Genomic DNA, 18756 nt, shown 5'->3' on the forward strand with positions numbered 1-18756 from the left:
GCATGACGTTCCTCCAAGGCGCGAAACGCGTCGCCAACCGTCCTTTGCAGACACTGGACTCGCTGGGCGACCAGATGTCGTTCTACGGCAGGGCACTGCTGTGGACGCCGCGGACGCTGCGCCGCTACACCAAGGAAGTCCTGCGGCTGCTGGCCGAGGTCAGCTTCGGGTCCGGTTCGCTCGCGGTCATCGGCGGCACGGTCGGCGTGATGGTCGGCCTGACGCTGTTCACCGGTGTGCTGGTCGGCCTCCAGGGCTACTCGGCGCTGAACTCGATCGGCACCTCGGCCTTCACCGGCTTCCTGACCGCGTTCTTCAACACCCGGGAAATCGCCCCGCTGGTGGCCGGGCTCGCGCTCTCGGCCACCGTCGGCGCCGGGTTCACCGCGCAGCTCGGCGCGATGCGGATCTCCGAGGAGATCGACGCGCTGGAGGTCATGGGCATCCCGAGCCTGCCCTACCTGGTCACCACGCGGATCATCGCCGGGTTCGTCGCGGTCATCCCGCTCTACATCATCGGCCTGCTGAGCTCGTATCTCGCGTCACGCTTGGTCGTTATCTACATCTACAACCAGTCAGCGGGAACCTACGACCATTATTTCGACCTGTTCCTACCACCACAGGACGTGCTGTATTCGTTCATCAAGGTGCTGCTGTTCAGCGTCTTGATCATTCTGTCGCACTGCTACTTCGGGTACCGGGCGACGGGCGGACCGGCCGGTGTCGGCGTCGCCGTCGGCAAGGCGGTCCGGCTGTCCATCGTCACGGTTTCGATCATGAACTTCTTCATCGGTTTCGCCATCTGGGGAACCGACGTCACGGTGAGGATCGCGGGATGAGCACCATCAGGCGCAGGCTGCTGGGTCTGCTGCTGGTCGCCGTCCTCGTCGGCGGCGTCGCGCTGAGTATCGCGCTCTACGACAAGGCGTTCACGTCCGTGGTCACGGTCAAGCTGAAGGCCGACACGGTCGGCAACCAGCTGCTGGAGGAGTCCGACGTCAAGGTGCGCGGGCTGATCGTGGGTTCGGTCAAGAACATCGCGGCCACCACCGACGGCGCGGAGCTGACGCTCGCGCTCAAGCCGGAGTCGGCGAAGCTGATCCCGGCGAACGTCTCGGCGCGGTTCCTGCCGAAGACGTTGTTCGGCGAGCGGTTCGTGTCGCTGGAGATCCCGGCCGATCCGTCGTCGAAGACGATCGCCAGCGGGGACACGATCGCCCAGGACCGTTCGGCCACCGCGATCGAGCTGAGCAAGGCGCTCGGCGATCTGATGCCGGTGCTGCAGGCGGTCCAGCCGCAGAAGCTGTCGAGCACGCTGACCGCGATCTCCACCGCGCTTTCCGGCCGCGGCGACCAGCTCGGCCAGACGCTGTCCCAGCTGGGTGACTACATCGGACAGTTGAACCCGCACGAGCCGGAGTTGCAGCACAACCTCAAGGCCCTCACCGAGTTCTCCGGTCACCTCGGCAACGCGGCGCCGGACCTGGTGCAGAGCCTGGACAACCTGAGCACCACCACGCGCACGGTCGCCGACCAGCGGCAGAACCTGTCCACGCTGTACAACAACCTCGGCCAGGCCTCGGTGGACCTGCAGACCTTCCTGCAGAACAACTCCGCGAACCTGATCAGCCTGGCGAAGTCGGCGCGGCCCACCGCCGAACTGCTCGCGAAGTACTCGCCCGAGTACCCGTGCGTGATCAACGGGATGGCGGGCATCGTGCCGCTGGTCGACCAGGCGCTCGGCAAGGGCACCGGGAAACCGGGTCTGCACGCGACGCTCGAGGTCGTGGTCAACCGCGGCCCGTACAAGCCGGGTAAGGACGAGCCTCGCTTCGAGGACAAGCGCGGGCCGCGCTGCTACGACTTCAAGAACCCGCCGAACCCGTTTCCGCAGGAGCCGCCGGACGGGCCGTTCAAGGACGGCACCACCCAGACCCCGCCGCCGCGTTCGGTCAGCGAGGGCCTCAACCCGGCGAACTTCAAGGGCGACGCCGTCGGCCTCAACGGCGGCGGCACCCCGGCCGGTAACCCGGCCTACACCGGCGCCGAGCACGACTTCCTGTCCCAGCTGATCGGCCCGCAGGTCGGGATGGACGCCGCGGCGGTCCCCGGCTGGAGCTCGTTGCTGGTCGGCCCGCTCTACCGGGGCGCGGAGGTGACCGTCCAGTGAGGGGACTGCTCGCACCGCTGCTCAAACTGGGCGCCTTCGTGGTGGTCACGGTGCTGTTCACCACGGTGCTCGGGCTGAGCATCGCGAACATGAACAACACCAGCACCAAGGGCTATCAGGCTCGCTTCACCGACGCGACGCTGCTGCTGCCCAACGACGACGTCCGCATCGCGGGCGTCCGCGTCGGCCAGGTCAAGGACGTGAAGATCGTCGACCGGCGCCAGGCACAGGTCGACTTCGAGGTCGACTCCGGGATCAAGCTCCCGGCCGGGGTCACCGCGCAGATCAAGTTCCGCAACCTGGTCGGCCAGCGCTACGTCTCGCTGTCGCAGGGCGGCCCGATGGGCGGCGGCTCGCTACAGCCCGGCGGGACCATCCCGCTGGAGCACACCACGCCCGCGCTGGACCTCACCGAGCTGTTCAACGGCTTCAAACCGCTGTTCACCGCGCTGAACCCGGACGACATCAACAAGCTGTCCTACGAGGTCATCCAGGTTCTCCAGGGCGAGGGCGGCACGGTGGAAAGCCTGCTGCGACACACCGCCTCGCTGGCCACCACGATCGCCGACAAGGACAAGGTGATCGGCGAGGTCATCGATAACCTCAACTCGGTGCTCGACACCGTCAACGCGCACACGCCGCAGCTCAACGACCTGATCGTCAAGCTGCAGCAGCTGGTCTCCGGGCTCGCCGCCGACCGCAAGCCGATCGGGGACGCGATCGAAGGCCTGGGCACCCTCGCCGAATCGACCTCCGGGCTGCTGTCCGAGGCACGCGCGCCGCTCAAGGACGACATCGCCGCGCTGGGCACGCTCGCCGGAAAGCTGAACGAGAACGAGCCGCTGATGGAGCACTTCATCCAGCTCCTGCCGAAGAAGGTCTCCGCACTGACGCGCACCGCGGACTACGGGTCCTGGTTCAACTTCTTCGCCTGTGAAGTGAAGGGAAGCGTGGCCCTGCCTCCGCTGATCAACGAACCGATCGACGTCCCGCTGCTGCCGGCCAACCGGTCGAGGTGTCAGGGATGAAGTCGTTCCAGAAGCGCAATCCGGTCCCGATCGCCCTCGCCGGCCTCACGGTGCTCGTGCTCGGCTTCATCGCCGCGCTGAACTCCGACAGCCTGCCGGTCATCGGCGGCGGCACCACCTACAGCGCGTCCTTCGCCGAGGCCGCGGGCCTGCAGAAGGACAACGACGTCCGCATCGCCGGGGTCAAGGTCGGCAAGGTGTCCGACATCAAGCTCGACGGCGCCAACGTCAAGGTGTCCTTCAAGGTCAAGGACGCCTGGATCGGCGACAAGACCAACGCGGCGATCAAGATCAAGACCGTGCTGGGCCAGAAGTACCTCGCGCTGGACCCGCAGGGCCAGGGCACGCAGAACCCGTCCGCGACGATCCCCCGCGACCGGACGATGTCGCCGTTCGACGTGCTGGACGCGTTCCGCGGCCTGTCCACCACGGTCGACAACATCGACACGAGCCAGCTGGCGAAGAGCTTCGACGCCATCTCGCAGACCTTCGCCAACACCCCGAAGGACGTGAAGGGCGCGCTGTCCGGGCTGTCGCGGCTGTCGGACACCATCGCCTCGCGCGACCAGCAGCTGTCGAACCTGCTCGCCAACACCCGCCAGGTGTCCCAGACCCTGGTCGACCGGGACACCGAGGTGCAGAAGCTGCTGGGCGACGGCAACAAGCTGCTCGACGAGATCTCGCGGCGCGAGTCCGCGATCTCCGCGCTGCTGGAGGGCTCCAAGAAGCTCGCCACCCAGCTGCAGGGGCTGGTCGACGACAACAACAAGCAGCTCGACCCGGTGCTCACCCAGCTCGACCAGCTCACCTCGATGCTGCAGCGCAACCAGGATTCGCTCGCGCAGGGCATCGCGAAGTTCGCGCCGTTCATCCGGGTGTTCACCAACACCGTCGGCAACGGGCACTGGTTCGACAACTACATCTGCGGTCTGGTGCTGCCCTCGTTCGGGCCGATCAACGAACAGGGGTGCTACGCGAAATGAGTGACACCCGATTCGGACAGGCCCTCATCCGCGGCTTCACGGTCGCCATCGTGCTCGCGCTCGTCGTGGCCGGCGCGCTGTGGTGGACGCTCAAGGACGCCGGGCGTACCCACCTGACCGCCTACTTCGCCGGGACCGTCGGCCTGTACGAGGGCAACAGCGTCAAGATGCTGGGCGTGGACGTCGGCACGATCACGAAGATCCAGCCGATGGGCAACCAGGTGAAGGTCGACCTCCAATACGACCGGTCGGTCCCGGTGCCCGCCGACGCGAAGGCGCTGATCGTGTCGCCGTCGCTGGTGAGCGACCGCTACGTCCAGCTCGCCCCGGCCTACACCGGCGGCCCGCGCATCGGCGACGGCGCGGTCATCCCGCTCGACCGCACCGAGGTGCCGCTGGAGGTCGACCAGCTCGCGTCGAGCCTCTCGAAGGTCAGCAAGTCGCTCGGCCCGAACGGCGCGAACAAGAACGGCTCGCTGTCGGACCTGCTGAACACCGCGGCGAAGAACGTCGACGGCAACGGCCAGGCGCTGCACGACACGATCACGAAGCTCGGGCAGGCGGCCGGGACGTTGCAGGGCAACTCCGGCGACCTGTTCAAGACCGTCGAGAACCTCGGCCAGTTCTCGCAGACGCTGGTCAACAGCGACGGACAGGTCCGCCAGTTCGAGCGGCAGCTGGCCGACGTCAGCGGTTATCTGGCGGGGGAGAAGGACAATCTCGCCGCCACGGTCCGCCAGCTCGGCAACACGCTGACCTCGGTGCAGTCGTTCATCGAGCAGAACCGCGGCCGGGTCAAGTCCAATGTGGACAAACTGGCCAGTGTGACGAAGGTGCTGGTGGACCAGCGCAGCGCGCTCGCCGAAACCCTCGACGTCGCCCCGCTCGGCCTGTCCAACCTGGTCAACACCTACAACGGTTCGTCGGGCACGCTCGACGCGCGGCCGTTGCTCAACGAGCTGACCCAGCCGCCGCTGGTCATGGTGTGCAACCTGCTCAAGCAGTCGCCCGCCGCGCTCGCCTCGCTCGGCGACGCGTGCAAGTCGATCGCCGGGGTGCTCGACGGGCTCGTCCCGCTGCCCTCGGTCGCGCAGGTGATCCACTCGCTGCAGAACGGTCAGCTCCCGCCGTTGCCGCTCCCGCTGGCTGGCCAGCTCTACGGTTCTCCGGAGGCCAAGTGATGCGGTGGTCTCAGCAGTCTCGACGGTCTCAGCGGCCCCGGCGGTCCCGGGCGGTGAAGGCGGGCGCGCTGGCCGTGGTGTCCGCGCTGACGTTGTCCGGCTGCGGGTTCAGCGGCATCTACGACCTGCCGCTGCCCGGCGGCGCCGAACTCGGCAACCACCCGTACACGGTCAAGATCCAGTTCTCCGACGTCCTCGACCTCGTCCCGCAGTCCGGGGTGAAGGTCAACGACGTGCCGGTGGGGCGGGTCGAGTCGATCGGGCTGACCCCGGACGGCTGGCACGCCCAGGTCACCGTGAAGGTCAACGGCGACGTCAAGCTGCCGGCCAACGCGATGGCGGGCGTCCGCCAGTCGAGCCTGCTCGGCGAGAAGTACGTGTCGCTGTCCTCGCCGGGTGACGGCGCGGCGGGGAAGCTCGCCGACGGCGCGACGATCCCGCTGGAGCGCACCGGGCGCGACGTCGAGGTCGAAGAGGTGCTCGGCGCGCTGTCGATGTTGCTCAACGGCGGTGGCGTGGCGCAGCTGAACACGATCACCAAGGAGCTCAACAACGTCACCGCCGGCCGGGAGCCGGAGATCAAGGCGCTGCTGCACAACGCCGACGAGCTGGTGTCCAATCTGGACGCCCAGTCGGCGAACATCACCCGCGCCATCGACGGGCTGAACCGGCTGTCGAGCACGTTGCGCGGGCAGAAGGACAAGCTCGTCGGCGCGGTCGACAACCTCGGGCCGGGCCTCGGCGTGCTGGAGCAGCAGCGCGGCCAGCTGGTGAGCATGCTCAACGCGCTCAACAACCTCTCCGGCGTCGCGACCGACACGGTGAACAAGAGCAAGGCGAACCTCGTCGCCGACCTCAAGGCGCTGACCCCGACGCTGCAGAAGCTCGGCGAGGCGGGCACCAACCTGCCGAAGGCGCTGCAGCTGATGCTGACCTTCCCGTTCAGCGACCAGGCGGTCGACGACGTCAAGGGCGACTACTTCAACCTGTTCCTGAAGGTCGACCTGAACCTGAAGGACATCATGGACAACCTGGGCCGCAGCAGGCAGAACGGGCTGAAGGACCTGGTGCCGGTGCCGGGCCTGACCGGCGGGGTGCCCGGCACGCCCGCGAACCAGCCGCCACCGTTGCCGATCCCCGGCGGACAGGGCCAGTCCGCGCCGGTGCGGGGCACACCGGGTCAGCCGTCACCGCAGCAGACGGGCGTCGCCGGGATCTTCGGGCTGCTGTCGGGAGGTGCCGGCTGATGCTGGTCCGCAGGACGAAGATCCAGCTCGTCGCCTTCGCGATCATCGCGGTCGTGGCGATCGTGTACGCCTTGATCCGTTTCGCCGGGCTGGGCCAGGTGTTCGGGCAGAGCGGGTACACGGTGAAGCTCCAGCTCAACGAGTCCGGGGGCATCTTCACCAACGCCGAGGTGACCTACCGCGGCTTCAACGTCGGCCGGGTCGGTGACCTCCGGCTGACCAAGACCGGGCTGGAAGCGGATCTGAACATCGACCCGTCGGCGCCGCGGATCCCCGGCGACCTGAAGGCCGTCGTGGCGAACCGGTCCGCGGTCGGCGAGCAGTACGTCGACCTCCAGCCCGCCGCGGACAAGGGCCCGTACCTCGCGTCGGGCGCCGTCATCCCGGCGGCGAAGACGAAGGTCCCGGTCAGCACCAACGAGCTGATCGGCGACCTCGACTCGCTCGCGACCTCGGTGCCGACCGACTCGCTGCGCAAGGTCGTCGACGAGTCGTACAACGCCTTCGCCGGCACCGGGCCCGACCTGCAACGGCTGATGGACACCGCGCGCGGCTTCACCAGCACCGCGCAGAAGTACCTGCCGCAGACGGTGCAACTGCTCCAGGCGGGCGGGAAGGTGCTGGACACCCAGAACGCCGAGTCGAGCTCGATGGCGTCGTTCAGCAAGAGCCTCAACGAGCTGACCGGGACGCTGAAGAACTCCGACGGTGACCTGCGCAAGCTCATCGGCATCACCCCGCAGGTCGCGAACCAGGTCAGCCAGGTGCTGAACGAGTCGGGACCGGGGCTCGGCGCGCTGACGGCGAACCTGCTCACCACGTCGAACCTGCTTTCGACCCGGCTCGACGGCGTCGAACAGGTCCTCGTGACCTACCCGGCGTTGGTCGGCGCGGCTCGCAGCGTCGCGCCCGGCGACGGCACCGCGCACCTCGGGCTGGTGCTGAACCTGTTCGACCCGCCCGCGTGCACCAAGGGCTACCTGCCCTATAAGGACTACCGGCCGGGTTCGGACCTGACGCCGCGGCCGGGGGCGGAGAACGCCTACTGCGCCGAGCCGAAGGGCAGCCCGATCAACGTGCGCGGTTCGCAGAACGCGCCGTACAACGGGGTGCCGGTGGCGCCATCGGACGCCGACGTCAAGGCGAACGCCGGCCGTCCCGACCAGGAGCTCGCCGATCAGCGCAACGCCCAGGTGCCGGGCATCGCCGGGAGCCCCGGTGTCAGCCTCAACAGCCTCGCCTCGCTGCTGGGCGTGGGCGCCTGACAGCGATTTGATGACCGCTACCTACGCTGGAGTGTCATGACTGTGGACGAACCTTCGGACGTGACCGCCGGGACCGAACCCAACGGCGCCGCGCCCGGACCGGTCGCCACCGCCGACCCCGCCCCCGAGCCCGCCGTCGCGCGGCGGCGGCCTCCCTCGCCGCTGCTGGTGTACGGCGCGGCGGCGTTCGCGCTGGCCGCGCTGATCGCCGCGGCCGTGTTCGGCGTCCGGTGGTGGGTCGTGTCCTCCGGGGACAACGTCGACCTCGCGCAGTCCCGGGACGCGGTGGTCCGGGCCGGGACGGCGGCGATCAAGGCCTACACCGAGGTCGACTACCAGAACCTGGACGGGTTCTTCGCCCGGCAGAAGGCCGTCTCCAGCGACGAGATGGCCAAGCAGCTGACCCAGCTGGAGCCGACCTACCGCAAGGCGCTGTCGGAGGCGAAGACCAAGGTCGCCACGACCGTGCAGGACATCGGCGTGGAGGAGCTGGACGACCACGAGGGCAAGGCCAGCTTCCTCGCCGCCATCACCACCCAGGTCACCCAGGGCGACAAGTCCAGCGGGAAGGCGCTGCGGCTCGAAGTCTCGATGACCAGGGTCGGCCAGGACTGGAAGCTGGCCGGCATCGACAACGTGCCGCTCGTCGCCGCCGGTCAGTAGCCGCACCAGAACGGAGCCTGTTTTGCCCCCCTCTCGTCGTCAGCCCCGCTCGACCCCGCCGGCCCGCCGGCCGCGTGTCGCGGGCCTGCGCAAGCCGTCCCCCGGCCCCTCCGCTCCGTCCTCGCCCGCCTCCACCGAGGAGACGGCGTCACCGGCGCCCCGGCCGCGTCCGACCCCGCGGCCTTCGCGGTTCCCGGAGGCCGGTGTCCCCGCGACCACCGGGCTGGCCGGCACGGCCGAGCCCGTCGACTCCGCGGAGACGGCCGAGGCTGCTACTGGGTCCGATGAGGCCACTGAGATTGTCGAGCCGACCGAGGCGGTTGGTTCGGTCGAGGCTGTTGGGTCCGATGAGGCCGCTGAGCCGGTGGGCGCCGCGGACACCGCGCCGATTACGGCCGACCCGCTGACGGGGGAGCCGGAAACGGCCGAGGTCGAGGTCGCCGAGCCGGAGACCACCGAGTTGAAGCCCGCTGAGCCGGAGACGGCCGAGCTGGAGGCGGCCGGTACCACGGCCGGGACCGCGAAGCCCAGCCCGCGGCGGAAGGCCCGCGACGAGGGCGAGGCCAAGCCGTCCGACGTCGAGGAGGCCGAGGCGGCGGCCGCCGGCACGCCGGTCGACGCGGGCAAGCCGCCGAAGCCGGGCCTCCCGAAGGCGTACGTGTACACCGCGGTGCTGGTCGTGGCCGGGCTGCTGCTCGTGGCCGCGGCGGTGGTCTTCAAGCTCCAGGGGGACGAGACGGCGAAGTCCACGGACAACGTCGCGCTGCTCGACGTCGCGAAGACCGCGCAGGTCAAGGACCAGATGTCGAAGGCGGTCGGGGCGCTGTTCTCCTACGACTACAACAACATCAAGAAGACCGAGGACGCGGCGAACGACCTGCTGGCCAACGACGAGGTCCGCGAGAAGTACAACGCGCTGATGGGCGAGGTGAAGCGGCTCGCCCCCCAGCAGAAGATGGTCGTCACCTGCAACGTCACCCGCACCGCGGTGATCATGCTCGACGAGTCGCTGGCGAAGGTGATCCTCTTCGTCGACCAGAGCTCGACGCGGGCGGACACGAAGAAGACCACGGCGGGCAGCGCGCAGCTGCACGTCAACGCCCAGCTGCAGGGTGACAAGTGGAAGATCACCGACATGGACACCTACACGGCGCCCCAGCCGCCGCAGGGGTCGCAGCCCCCGGCGTCCTCCGCCCCGGCGCCGCCCCCGAGCAAGTAACCCGCCCAAAGCGCGTTTAGCCCGCTAAACGCGCTCCGGGTGCTCGACCGTCCACGAAGGCCACCCCCGCGGCTCCTCCCCCCCCGGGCGGTGGCCTTCGCGCTTCCCGCCCGCCCCCGCCCCGACCTGCAATTAGCGGGCTAAACGCACTCGGCGGGGGACGCACGGCGAACGGGGATGAGTTTTCTCACCGGGGGCGGCGGAGCGGGCCGAGAGGGTGTCCCGCTGGCCGGAGCCGGGGACCGCACCGCCGTGTCCGGCGCTTTTTCCGGGGTACCCGGCGGTAACCAGGATGATCGTCCTGCTGGTCACCCTCCGCGCAACCTCTTCGACACTGCGCCAACCGGGCCGACCCCCGTGTGGCATCTTGACTCCGGCGCCGCGTGGGGTCACGCTTACTCCCGACGGCAACACCGGGAGCCCTTGCGGGAGGGACGAAACCGGTAAGCCTGGAGGCAACTGAAGACGCTGAGATGCAGGCTGGGCCCCGTCGGGAGCGCCCCCTGGACACATCGCGTCATACAGGCTAGACTGCCTCTTTGCGCTGCCCTCTTTCAGGCTGCCCGGAGCCGGTAGTTAGGATAGTGGGCACACGGCACCCTTGACAGTCCGCGATAGCTGTTGCTATGGCGGCTGCTCACCGCTCATTGTCCCCGGAAGGACGCATCTTGGCAGTCTCTCCCGCGAACCAGGCCACTGCTGCGACCACCTCGGCTGAATCTCGCTCGGAGTCCACGGGAATCCCCGGCGCGCCCAAGCGGGTTTCCTTCGCAAAGATTCGCGAACCCCTCAGCACCCCCAACCTGCTGGACGTCCAGATCCGCTCCTTCGAGTGGTTCACCGGCGACGAGGCGTGGTTCCAGCGCCGCGTCGAGGAGGGGGAAGAGAACCCCGTCGGTGGCCTGGAGGAGGTCCTCAACGAGATCTCGCCGATCGAGGACTTCTCCGGTTCGATGTCCCTGTCCTTCTCCGACCCGCGCTTCGACGAGGTCAAGGCCTCGATCGAGGAGTGCAAGGACAAGGACATGACCTACGCCGCCCCGCTCTTCGTGACGGCGGAGTTCGTCAACAACAACACGGGTGAGATCAAGAGCCAGACGGTCTTCCTCGGCGACTTCCCGGTGATGACCGACAAGGGCACCTTCATCATCAACGGCACCGAGCGTGTCGTGGTGTCGCAGCTGGTCCGCTCCCCGGGTGTGTACTTCAACCGCAACGTCGACAAGACGACCGACAAGGACGTGTTCGACGTCCGGGTCATCCCGAGCCGTGGCGCCTGGCTGGAGTTCGACGTCGACAAGCGCGACACCGTCGGTGTCCGCATCGACCGCAAGCGCCGCCAGCCGGTCACCGTGCTGCTGAAGGCGCTGGGCTGGACCACCGAGGCGATCCGCGAGCGCTTCCACTTCTCGGAGACGCTGCTCGCGACGCTGGAGAAGGACCACACCGCCGGCACCGACGAAGCGCTGCTCGACATCTACCGCAAGCTGCGCCCCGGCGAGCCGCCGACGAAGGAGAGCGCGCAGACGCTGCTGGAGAACCTGTTCTTCAAGCCGAAGCGCTACGACCTCGCCAAGGTCGGCCGGTACAAGCTGAACAAGAAGCTCGGCATCGACACGCCGTACGACACCGGGACGCTGACCGAAGAGGACATCGTCACCACCATCGAGTACCTCGTCCGCCTGCACGCGGGCGAGGAGAAGATGGACGCGCAGAACGGCACCGAGATCCCGATCGAGGTCGACGACATCGACCACTTCGGCAACCGCCGCCTGCGTACCGTCGGCGAGCTGATCCAGAACCAGATCCGGGTCGGCCTCTCCCGCACCGAGCGCGTCGTGCGTGAGCGCATGACCACCCAGGACGTCGAGGCGATCACCCCGCAGACCCTGATCAACATCCGCCCGATCGGCGCGGCGATCAAGGAGTTCTTCGGCACCTCGCAGCTGTCGCAGTTCATGGACCAGAACAACCCGCTGTCGGGCCTGACCCACAAGCGCCGCCTCTCGGCGCTGGGCCCCGGTGGTCTGTCCCGTGAGCGCGCCGGCATGGAGGTCCGTGACGTCCACCCGTCGCACTACGGCCGCATGTGCCCGATCGAGACGCCGGAAGGCCCGAACATCGGCCTGATCGGCTCGCTCTGCTCCTACGCGCGGGTCAACCCGTTCGGCTTCATCGAGACGCCGTACCGCAAGGTCGTCGAGGGCCGGGTCACCGACCAGGTCGACTACCTGACCGCGGACGAGGAAGACCGCTACGTCAAGGCGCAGGCGAACGCGCCGATCGACGACGAGGGCAACTTCGTCGAGGACCGCGTCCTGGTCCGCCGGAAGGGCGGCGAGGTCGAGCTGATCGACCCGCTCGACGTGGACTACATGGACGTCTCGCCGCGGCAGATGGTCTCGGTCGCGACCGCGATGATCCCGTTCCTCGAGCACGACGACGCGAACCGCGCGCTGATGGGCGCGAACATGCAGCGCCAGGCGGTGCCGCTGCTGCGCAACTCGGCCCCGCTGGTCGGTACCGGCGTGGAGCTGCGTGCCGCGGTGGACGCCGGGGACGTGCTGGTCGCCGAGCAGGCCGGTGTCGTCGAGGAGCTCTCGGCCGACCTGATCACGATCATGCACGACGACGGCACGCGGAAGAGCTACGGACTGTACAAGTTCCGCCGCTCCAACCACGGCACCTGCTTCAACCACCGGCCGATCGTCAACGAGGGTGACCGGGTCGAGCAGGGCCAGGTCATCGCCGACGGCCCGTCCACCGAGAACGGTGAGATGGCGCTGGGCAAGAACCTCCTGGTCGCGGTCATGCCGTGGGAGGGCCACAACTACGAGGACGCGATCATCCTCTCCGAGCGCCTGGTGCAGGACGACGTGCTGACGTCGATCCACATCGAGGAGCACGAGATCGACGCCCGCGACACCAAGCTGGGCGCCGAGGAGATCACCCGGGACATCCCGAACGTCTCCGAGGAGGTCCTGGCCGACCTCGACGAGCGCGGCATCATCCGCATCGGTGCCGAGGTCCGCGACGGCGACATCCTGGTCGGCAAGGTCACGCCGAAGGGCGAGACCGAGCTGACCCCGGAGGAGCGCCTGCTCCGCGCGATCTTCGGCGAGAAGGCCCGCGAGGTCCGCGACACCTCCCTGAAGGTGCCGCACGGCGAGACCGGCAAGGTCATCGGCATCCGGGTGTTCTCCCGCGAGGACGACGACGAGCTGCCCCCCGGCGTCAACGAGCTGGTCCGCGTCTACGTGGCCCAGAAACGCAAGATCCAGCCGGGCGACAAGCTCGCCGGCCGGCACGGGAACAAGGGTGTCATCGGCAAGATCCTGCCCGCCGAGGACATGCCGTTCATGGAGGACGGCACCCCGGTCGACATCATCCTGAACACCCACGGTGTCCCGCGTCGTATGAACATCGGCCAGATCCTGGAGCTGCACCTCGGGTGGCTGGCTTCGCAGGGCTGGAAGATCGAGAACAACCCGGAGTGGGCGAAGAACCTCAACGAGGAGCTCTACGACGTCGAGCCGGGCACGAACACCGCGACCCCGGTGTTCGACGGCGCGAAGGAAGAGGAGCTGACCGGGCTGCTCGGGGCGACCAGGCCGAACCGCGACGGTGAGCGCATGGTCAAGGAGAACGGCAAGGCGACGCTGTTCGACGGCCGTTCCGGTGAGCCGTACCCGTACCCGGTTTCGGTCGGCTACATGTACATCCTGAAGCTGCACCACCTGGTCGACGACAAGATCCACGCCCGCTCCACCGGCCCGTACTCGATGATCACGCAGCAGCCGCTGGGTGGTAAGGCGCAGTTCGGTGGCCAGCGCTTCGGTGAGATGGAGTGCTGGGCGATGCAGGCGTACGGCGCCGCCTACACGCTGCAGGAGCTGCTGACGATCAAGTCGGACGACGTGGTCGGCCGCGTCAAGGTGTACGAGGCGATCGTCAAGGGGGAGAACATCCCCGAGCCGGGCATCCCGGAGTCGTTCAAGGTGCTCCTCAAGGAGCTCCAGTCGCTGTGCCTCAACGTCGAGGTGCTCTCCAGCGACGGCGCGGCCATCGAGATGCGCGACTCCGACGACGAGGACCTCGAGCGCGCCGCGGCGAACCTCGGCATCAACCTGTCCCGCAACGAGTCGCCCTCGGTGGACGACGTCGTGCACTGACCCGCGAGCTGAGCCGGGGTCGGCCTCCCGCAGACCCCGGCTCGCCCGCCAGAACCCCTCTAGCCGAAACAACCCCAAGGGGAACAAGACGTGCTGGACGTCAACTTTTTCGATGAGCTTCGGATCGGCCTCGCTACCGCCGACGACATCCGTCAGTGGTCCTACGGCGAGGTGAAGAAGCCGGAGACCATCAACTACCGGACGCTCAAGCCCGAGAAGGACGGCCTCTTCTGCGAGAAGATCTTCGGTCCGACCCGGGACTGGGAGTGCTACTGCGGTAAGTACAAGCGGGTCCGCTTCAAGGGCATCATCTGCGAGCGCTGTGGTGTCGAGGTGACCCGTGCCAAGGTGCGCCGTGAGCGGATGGGCCACATCGAGCTGGCCGCCCCGGTCACCCACATCTGGTACTTCAAGGGTGTTCCCTCGCGCCTGGGCTACCTGCTCGACCTGGCGCCCAAGGATCTCGAGAAGATCATCTACTTCGCGGCCTACGTGATCACCGGGGTGAACACCGAGCTGCGGCACAACGACCTGCCGACCCTCGAGAACGAGATCGGCGTCGAGAAGAAGAACCTCGAGACCAAGCGTGACGCGGACATCGAGGCCCGCGCGCAGAAGCTCGAAGCCGACCTCGCGGAGCTGGAGGCCGAGGGCGCCAAGTCCGACGTCCGCCGCAAGGTCAAGGAGGGCGGCGAGCGCGAGATGCGTCAGCTGCGCGACCGCGCCGGTCGTGAGCTGGACCGTCTCGACGAGGTCTGGAGCACCTTCACCAAGCTCGAGCCGCGTCAGCTGATCGCCGACGAGCTGCTCTACCGCGAGCTGATCGACCGCTACGGCGAGTACTTCACCGGCGGCATGGGCGCGGAGGCCATCCAGAAGCTGGCCACCGAGTTCGACGTCGCGGCCGAGGCCGACAGCCTGCGCGACACCATCCGCAACGGCAAGGGGCAGAAGAAGCTCCGCGCGCTGAAGCGGCTCAAGGTCGTCGCGGCCTTCCAGGCCACCGGCAACGACCCGCGCGGCATGGTGCTCGACGCCGTCCCGGTGATCCCGCCGGACCTGCGCCCGATGGTCCAGCTCGACGGTGGCCGCTTCGCCACCTCCGACCTGAACGACCTCTACCGCCGGGTCATCAACCGCAACAACCGGTTGAAGCGGCTCATCGACCTCGGCGCGCCCGAGATCATCGTGAACAACGAGAAGCGGATGCTGCAGGAGGCCGTCGACGCGCTGTTCGACAACGGCCGCCGCGGCCGCCCGGTCACCGGTCCCGGTAACCGCCCGCTGAAGTCGCTGTCCGACCTGCTCAAGGGCAAGCAGGGCCGGTTCCGCCAGAACCTGCTCGGCAAGCGTGTCGACTACTCGGGCCGTTCGGTCATCATCGTCGGCCCGCAGCTGAAGCTGCACCAGTGCGGTCTGCCGAAGGACATGGCGCTGGAGCTGTTCAAGCCGTTCGTCATGAAGCGGCTGGTCGACCTGAACCACGCGCAGAACATCAAGTCCGCCAAGCGGATGGTGGAGCGCTCGCGGCCGCAGGTGTGGGACGTGCTGGAAGAGGTCATCACCGGTCACCCGGTGATGCTGAACCGCGCGCCGACCCTGCACCGTCTCGGCATCCAGGCCTTCGAGCCGCAGCTGGTCGAGGGCAAGGCCATCCAGCTGCACCCGCTGGTCTGTGAGGCGTTCAACGCGGACTTCGACGGTGACCAGATGGCGGTGCACCTGCCGCTGTCGGCCGAGGCGCAGGCCGAGGCCCGGATCCTGATGCTGTCGGCGAACAACATCCTGTCGCCGGCGTCGGGCCGCCCGCTCGCCATGCCGCGTCTGGACATGGTCACCGGTCTGTTCCACCTGACCCGGCTGAACGAGAACGCCGAAGGCGCCGGCCAGGCCTACTCCTCGCCCGCCGAGGCGATCATGGCCTTCGACCGCAAGGCGCTGAGCCTGCACGCCCCGATCAAGATCCGGGTCACCGACCGTCAGCCCGCCAAGGCCGACGAGGCGCGGCTCGCGGAGAACGGCTGGGAGCCGGGCAAGGCGTGGCTGGCCGAGACCACCCTGGGCCGCGTGCTGTTCAACGAGCTGCTGCCGGCGGACTACCCGTTCATCAACGAGCCGATGCCGAAGAAGCGGCAGGCCGCGATCGTGAACGACCTCGCCGAGCGGTACTCGATGACCCAGGTCGCGCAGACCCTGGACCGCCTGAAGGACGCCGGGTTCTACTGGGCGACCCGTTCGGGCGTGACGGTCGCGATCTCGGACGTGCTGACCCCGGTCGGCAAGAAGGCCATTCTCGACGAGTACGAGGCCAAGGCCGACCAGGTCGAGAAGCGCTACCAGCGTGGTCAGCTGTCGCACACCGAGCGCAACAACGAGCTCGTCAAGGTGTGGACGCAGGCCACCGAAGAGGTCCACAAGATCATGGAGACGGCGCTGCCGGACGACAACCCGATCGCCATGATCGTGAAGTCCGGCGCGGCGGGGAACATGACGCAGGTCCGGTCGCTGGCCGGGATGCGTGGTCTGGTGTCGAACCCGAAGGGTGAGTACATCCCGCGTCCGATCAAGGCCAACTTCCGTGAGGGCCTGTCGGTGGCGGAGTACTTCATCGCGACGCACGGTGCCCGGAAGGGCCTGGCGGACACGGCGCTCCGTACCGCCGACTCGGGTTACCTGACCCGTCGTCTGGTGGACGTCTCGCAGGACGTCATCGTCCGCGAGATCGACTGCGGCACCACCCGCGGCATCAACATGCCGATCGGCGAGGACATCGGCGACGGCAAGGTGCTGCGCGACCAGCACGTCGAGACCAGCGTGTACGCGCGGAACCTCGCGACGGACGCGGTGGACGCCAAGGGCAACGTCGTGCTCAACGCCGGCGACGACATCGGCGACCCGGCCATCGAGAAGCTGCTCTCCAGCGGCATTTCGAAGGTCAAGGTCCGCTCGGTGCTGACCTGTGAGTCGGCCGTCGGTATCTGCGCGACCTGCTACGGCCGCTCGATGGCGACCGGTCAGCTCGTCGACGTCGGCGAGGCGGTGGGTATCGTCGCCGCCCAGTCGATCGGTGAGCCGGGTACGCAGCTGACGATGCGTACCTTCCACCAGGGTGGTGTCGCCGGTGACGACATCACGACCGGTCTGCCGCGTGTCCAGGAGCTGTTCGAGGCCCGGGTCCCGAAGGGCAAGGCGCCGATCGCCGACGTCGATGGCCGCGTGCGCATCGAGGAGAGCGAGCGGTTCTGGAAGATCACGCTGGTCCCGGACGACGGCGGCGAAGAGATCGTCTTCGACAAGCTGTCCAAGCGCCAGCGGCTCGCGAACACCCCGAACGGCCCACTGGGCGACGGCGACCACGTCAACGTCGGCCAGCAGCTGCTCGAAGGTACGCCGGACCCGCACGAGGTGCTGCGCGTGATGGGCCCGCGTGAGGCGCAGATGCACCTCACCGACGAGGTCCAGAAGGTGTACCGGGCGCAGGGTGTGTCGATCCACGACAAGCACATCGAGGTCATCGTGCGGCAGATGCTGCGCCGCGTGACGATCATCGACTCCGGTGCCACGGACTTCCTGCCGGGCGAGCTGCCCGAGCGGACCAAGTTCGAGGCGACGAACCGGGCCGCGGTCGCCGAGGGCGGCGACCCGGCGTCGGGCCGCCCGGTGCTGATGGGGATCACGAAGGCCTCGCTGACCACGGACTCGTGGCTGTCGGCGGCGTCGTTCCAGGAGACCACGCGCGTGCTGACCGACGCGGCCATCAACGGCCGCTCGGACAAGCTCGTCGGCCTCAAGGAGAACGTGATCATCGGTAAGCTGATCCCGGCCGGTACCGGCATCAACAAGTACCGCAACATCCAGGTCCAGCCGACCGAGGAGGCGCGGGTCGCCGCTTACGCGATCCCGTCCTACGACGACGGCTACTACACCCCGGATGTGTTCGGCTCCACGCCGGGCGCCGCGGTGCCGCTGGACGACTACGACTTCGGCCGCGACTTCCGCTGAAACTCGCGTAGCTGACGCCGTACAGCCGAAAGCTGTGTAGCTGCAAGGAAAGGGCCCTCGACCGGTTTGTCCGGCCGGGGGCCCTTTTCCTGTGCCGCAACGGTCCGTAACGGAACCGTCGACGGTACTTGTGCCATCGCCGGGCGGTCTCGCGGTGGCTTAGATTCGCGCACGTGGCTGATGTCGTGCCGTTCACGGACAACTTCTCCGACCTTTCCAACACCCAGGGCTACCAGTTCGAGTTCCGCTGTGAGCGGTGCGGGAACGGGTACCGATCGGCGTTCCGGCGGGACGCGATGGAAACCGGGCGTGGCATGCTGCGCGCGGTCGGCTCGTTCTTCGGCGGAACGCTGCAGCAGCTGAGCAGTTCGGCGGAGCAGTGGAAATGGGACCGCGCGACGAACTCGCCGGCGAAGGACCGCGCGCTGACCGAGGCGGTCGAGGAGATCGCGCCGCGCTTCCGCCAGTGCCGCGGCTGCGGTGACTGGATGTGTGCGGAACAGTGCTGGAACGAGGAAGTCGGTCAGTGCCTGCGCTGTTCGCCGAGTGTGGCGGAGGAGGTTTCGCGCGCCCAGGCGGCCGCGCAGCGCGACCAGATCTGGGACGAGACCCGGAAGAAGAACTGGACCCGCGACCTCGATCTGGGGACCCGCGCGAAGCTCACCTGTCCCGACTGTGGGGTGAAGGTCGACGGCGGCAAGTTCTGCTCGGCCTGCGGCAGTTCGCTGTCCCCGACCGTCGACTGTGGCGGTTGCGGCACACCGTCCAAGGCGGGCGCGGTCTTCTGCGCGGAGTGTGGTCAGCGGTTCTGAGCACTCGGCATTAG

Annotated in this window: 12 protein-coding genes; all 12 read left to right on the forward strand. The window is 68.1% G+C overall.

All coding sequences use genetic code 11. The features are described from left to right. Window positions 1-2 precede the first annotated feature (2 nt). Complete coding sequence (locus ABD987_RS21875) at window positions 3-839, forward strand: MlaE family ABC transporter permease (protein ID WP_345396556.1); 837 nt, start codon at window positions 3-5, stop codon at window positions 837-839. After that, window positions 836-2170, forward strand: coding sequence for an MCE family protein (locus ABD987_RS21880; RefSeq protein ID WP_345396559.1), 1335 nt, complete (start codon window positions 836-838; stop codon window positions 2168-2170). The genes ABD987_RS21875 and ABD987_RS21880 overlap by 4 nt, the downstream gene beginning before the upstream one ends. Continuing rightward, entirely contained in the window at window positions 2167-3198 is a 1032-nt protein-coding gene (locus ABD987_RS21885) for an MCE family protein (RefSeq protein ID WP_345396562.1), read from the forward strand. The genes ABD987_RS21880 and ABD987_RS21885 overlap by 4 nt, the downstream gene beginning before the upstream one ends. Next, complete coding sequence (locus tag ABD987_RS21890; RefSeq protein ID WP_345396565.1) at window positions 3195-4181, forward strand: MCE family protein; 987 nt, start codon at window positions 3195-3197, stop codon at window positions 4179-4181. The genes ABD987_RS21885 and ABD987_RS21890 overlap by 4 nt, the downstream gene beginning before the upstream one ends. Next, window positions 4178-5362, forward strand: coding sequence for an MCE family protein (locus ABD987_RS21895; protein ID WP_345396567.1), 1185 nt, complete (start codon window positions 4178-4180; stop codon window positions 5360-5362). The genes ABD987_RS21890 and ABD987_RS21895 overlap by 4 nt, the downstream gene beginning before the upstream one ends. Beyond that, on the forward strand, window positions 5362-6609 hold the full coding sequence (locus tag ABD987_RS21900) for an MCE family protein (RefSeq protein ID WP_378273079.1): 1248 nt from the start codon (window positions 5362-5364) through the stop codon (window positions 6607-6609). The genes ABD987_RS21895 and ABD987_RS21900 overlap by 1 nt, the downstream gene beginning before the upstream one ends. Then, on the forward strand, window positions 6609-7874 hold the full coding sequence (locus tag ABD987_RS21905; RefSeq protein ID WP_345396573.1) for an MlaD family protein: 1266 nt from the start codon (window positions 6609-6611) through the stop codon (window positions 7872-7874). Before ABD987_RS21900 ends, ABD987_RS21905 begins: the two co-directional genes overlap by 1 nt. A 36-nt stretch (window positions 7875-7910) precedes the next feature. Further along, on the forward strand, window positions 7911-8537 hold the full coding sequence (locus ABD987_RS21910; protein WP_345396576.1) for a hypothetical protein: 627 nt from the start codon (window positions 7911-7913) through the stop codon (window positions 8535-8537). Between the two features lie 364 nt (window positions 8538-8901). After that, window positions 8902-9756: a hypothetical protein gene (locus tag ABD987_RS21915; protein ID WP_378214153.1), complete on the forward strand. Its 855-nt coding sequence runs from the start codon at window positions 8902-8904 to the stop codon at window positions 9754-9756. Between the two features lie 668 nt (window positions 9757-10424). Beyond that, window positions 10425-13928, forward strand: a complete 3504-nt coding sequence (gene rpoB, locus ABD987_RS21920) for a DNA-directed RNA polymerase subunit beta (protein ID WP_345396579.1) — start codon at window positions 10425-10427, stop codon at window positions 13926-13928. Window positions 13929-14018: 90 nt separating this feature from the next. After that, entirely contained in the window at window positions 14019-17930 is a 3912-nt protein-coding gene (locus ABD987_RS21925; RefSeq protein ID WP_345396582.1) for a DNA-directed RNA polymerase subunit beta', read from the forward strand. A gap of 173 nt (window positions 17931-18103) precedes the next feature. Continuing rightward, window positions 18104-18742: a zinc ribbon domain-containing protein gene (locus ABD987_RS21930; protein ID WP_345396585.1), complete on the forward strand. Its 639-nt coding sequence runs from the start codon at window positions 18104-18106 to the stop codon at window positions 18740-18742. Window positions 18743-18756 lie beyond the last annotated feature (14 nt).

This window comes from Amycolatopsis samaneae (assembly GCF_039541975.1).
In the GTDB taxonomy this organism is placed as follows: Bacteria; Actinomycetota; Actinomycetes; order Mycobacteriales; family Pseudonocardiaceae; genus Amycolatopsis; species Amycolatopsis samaneae.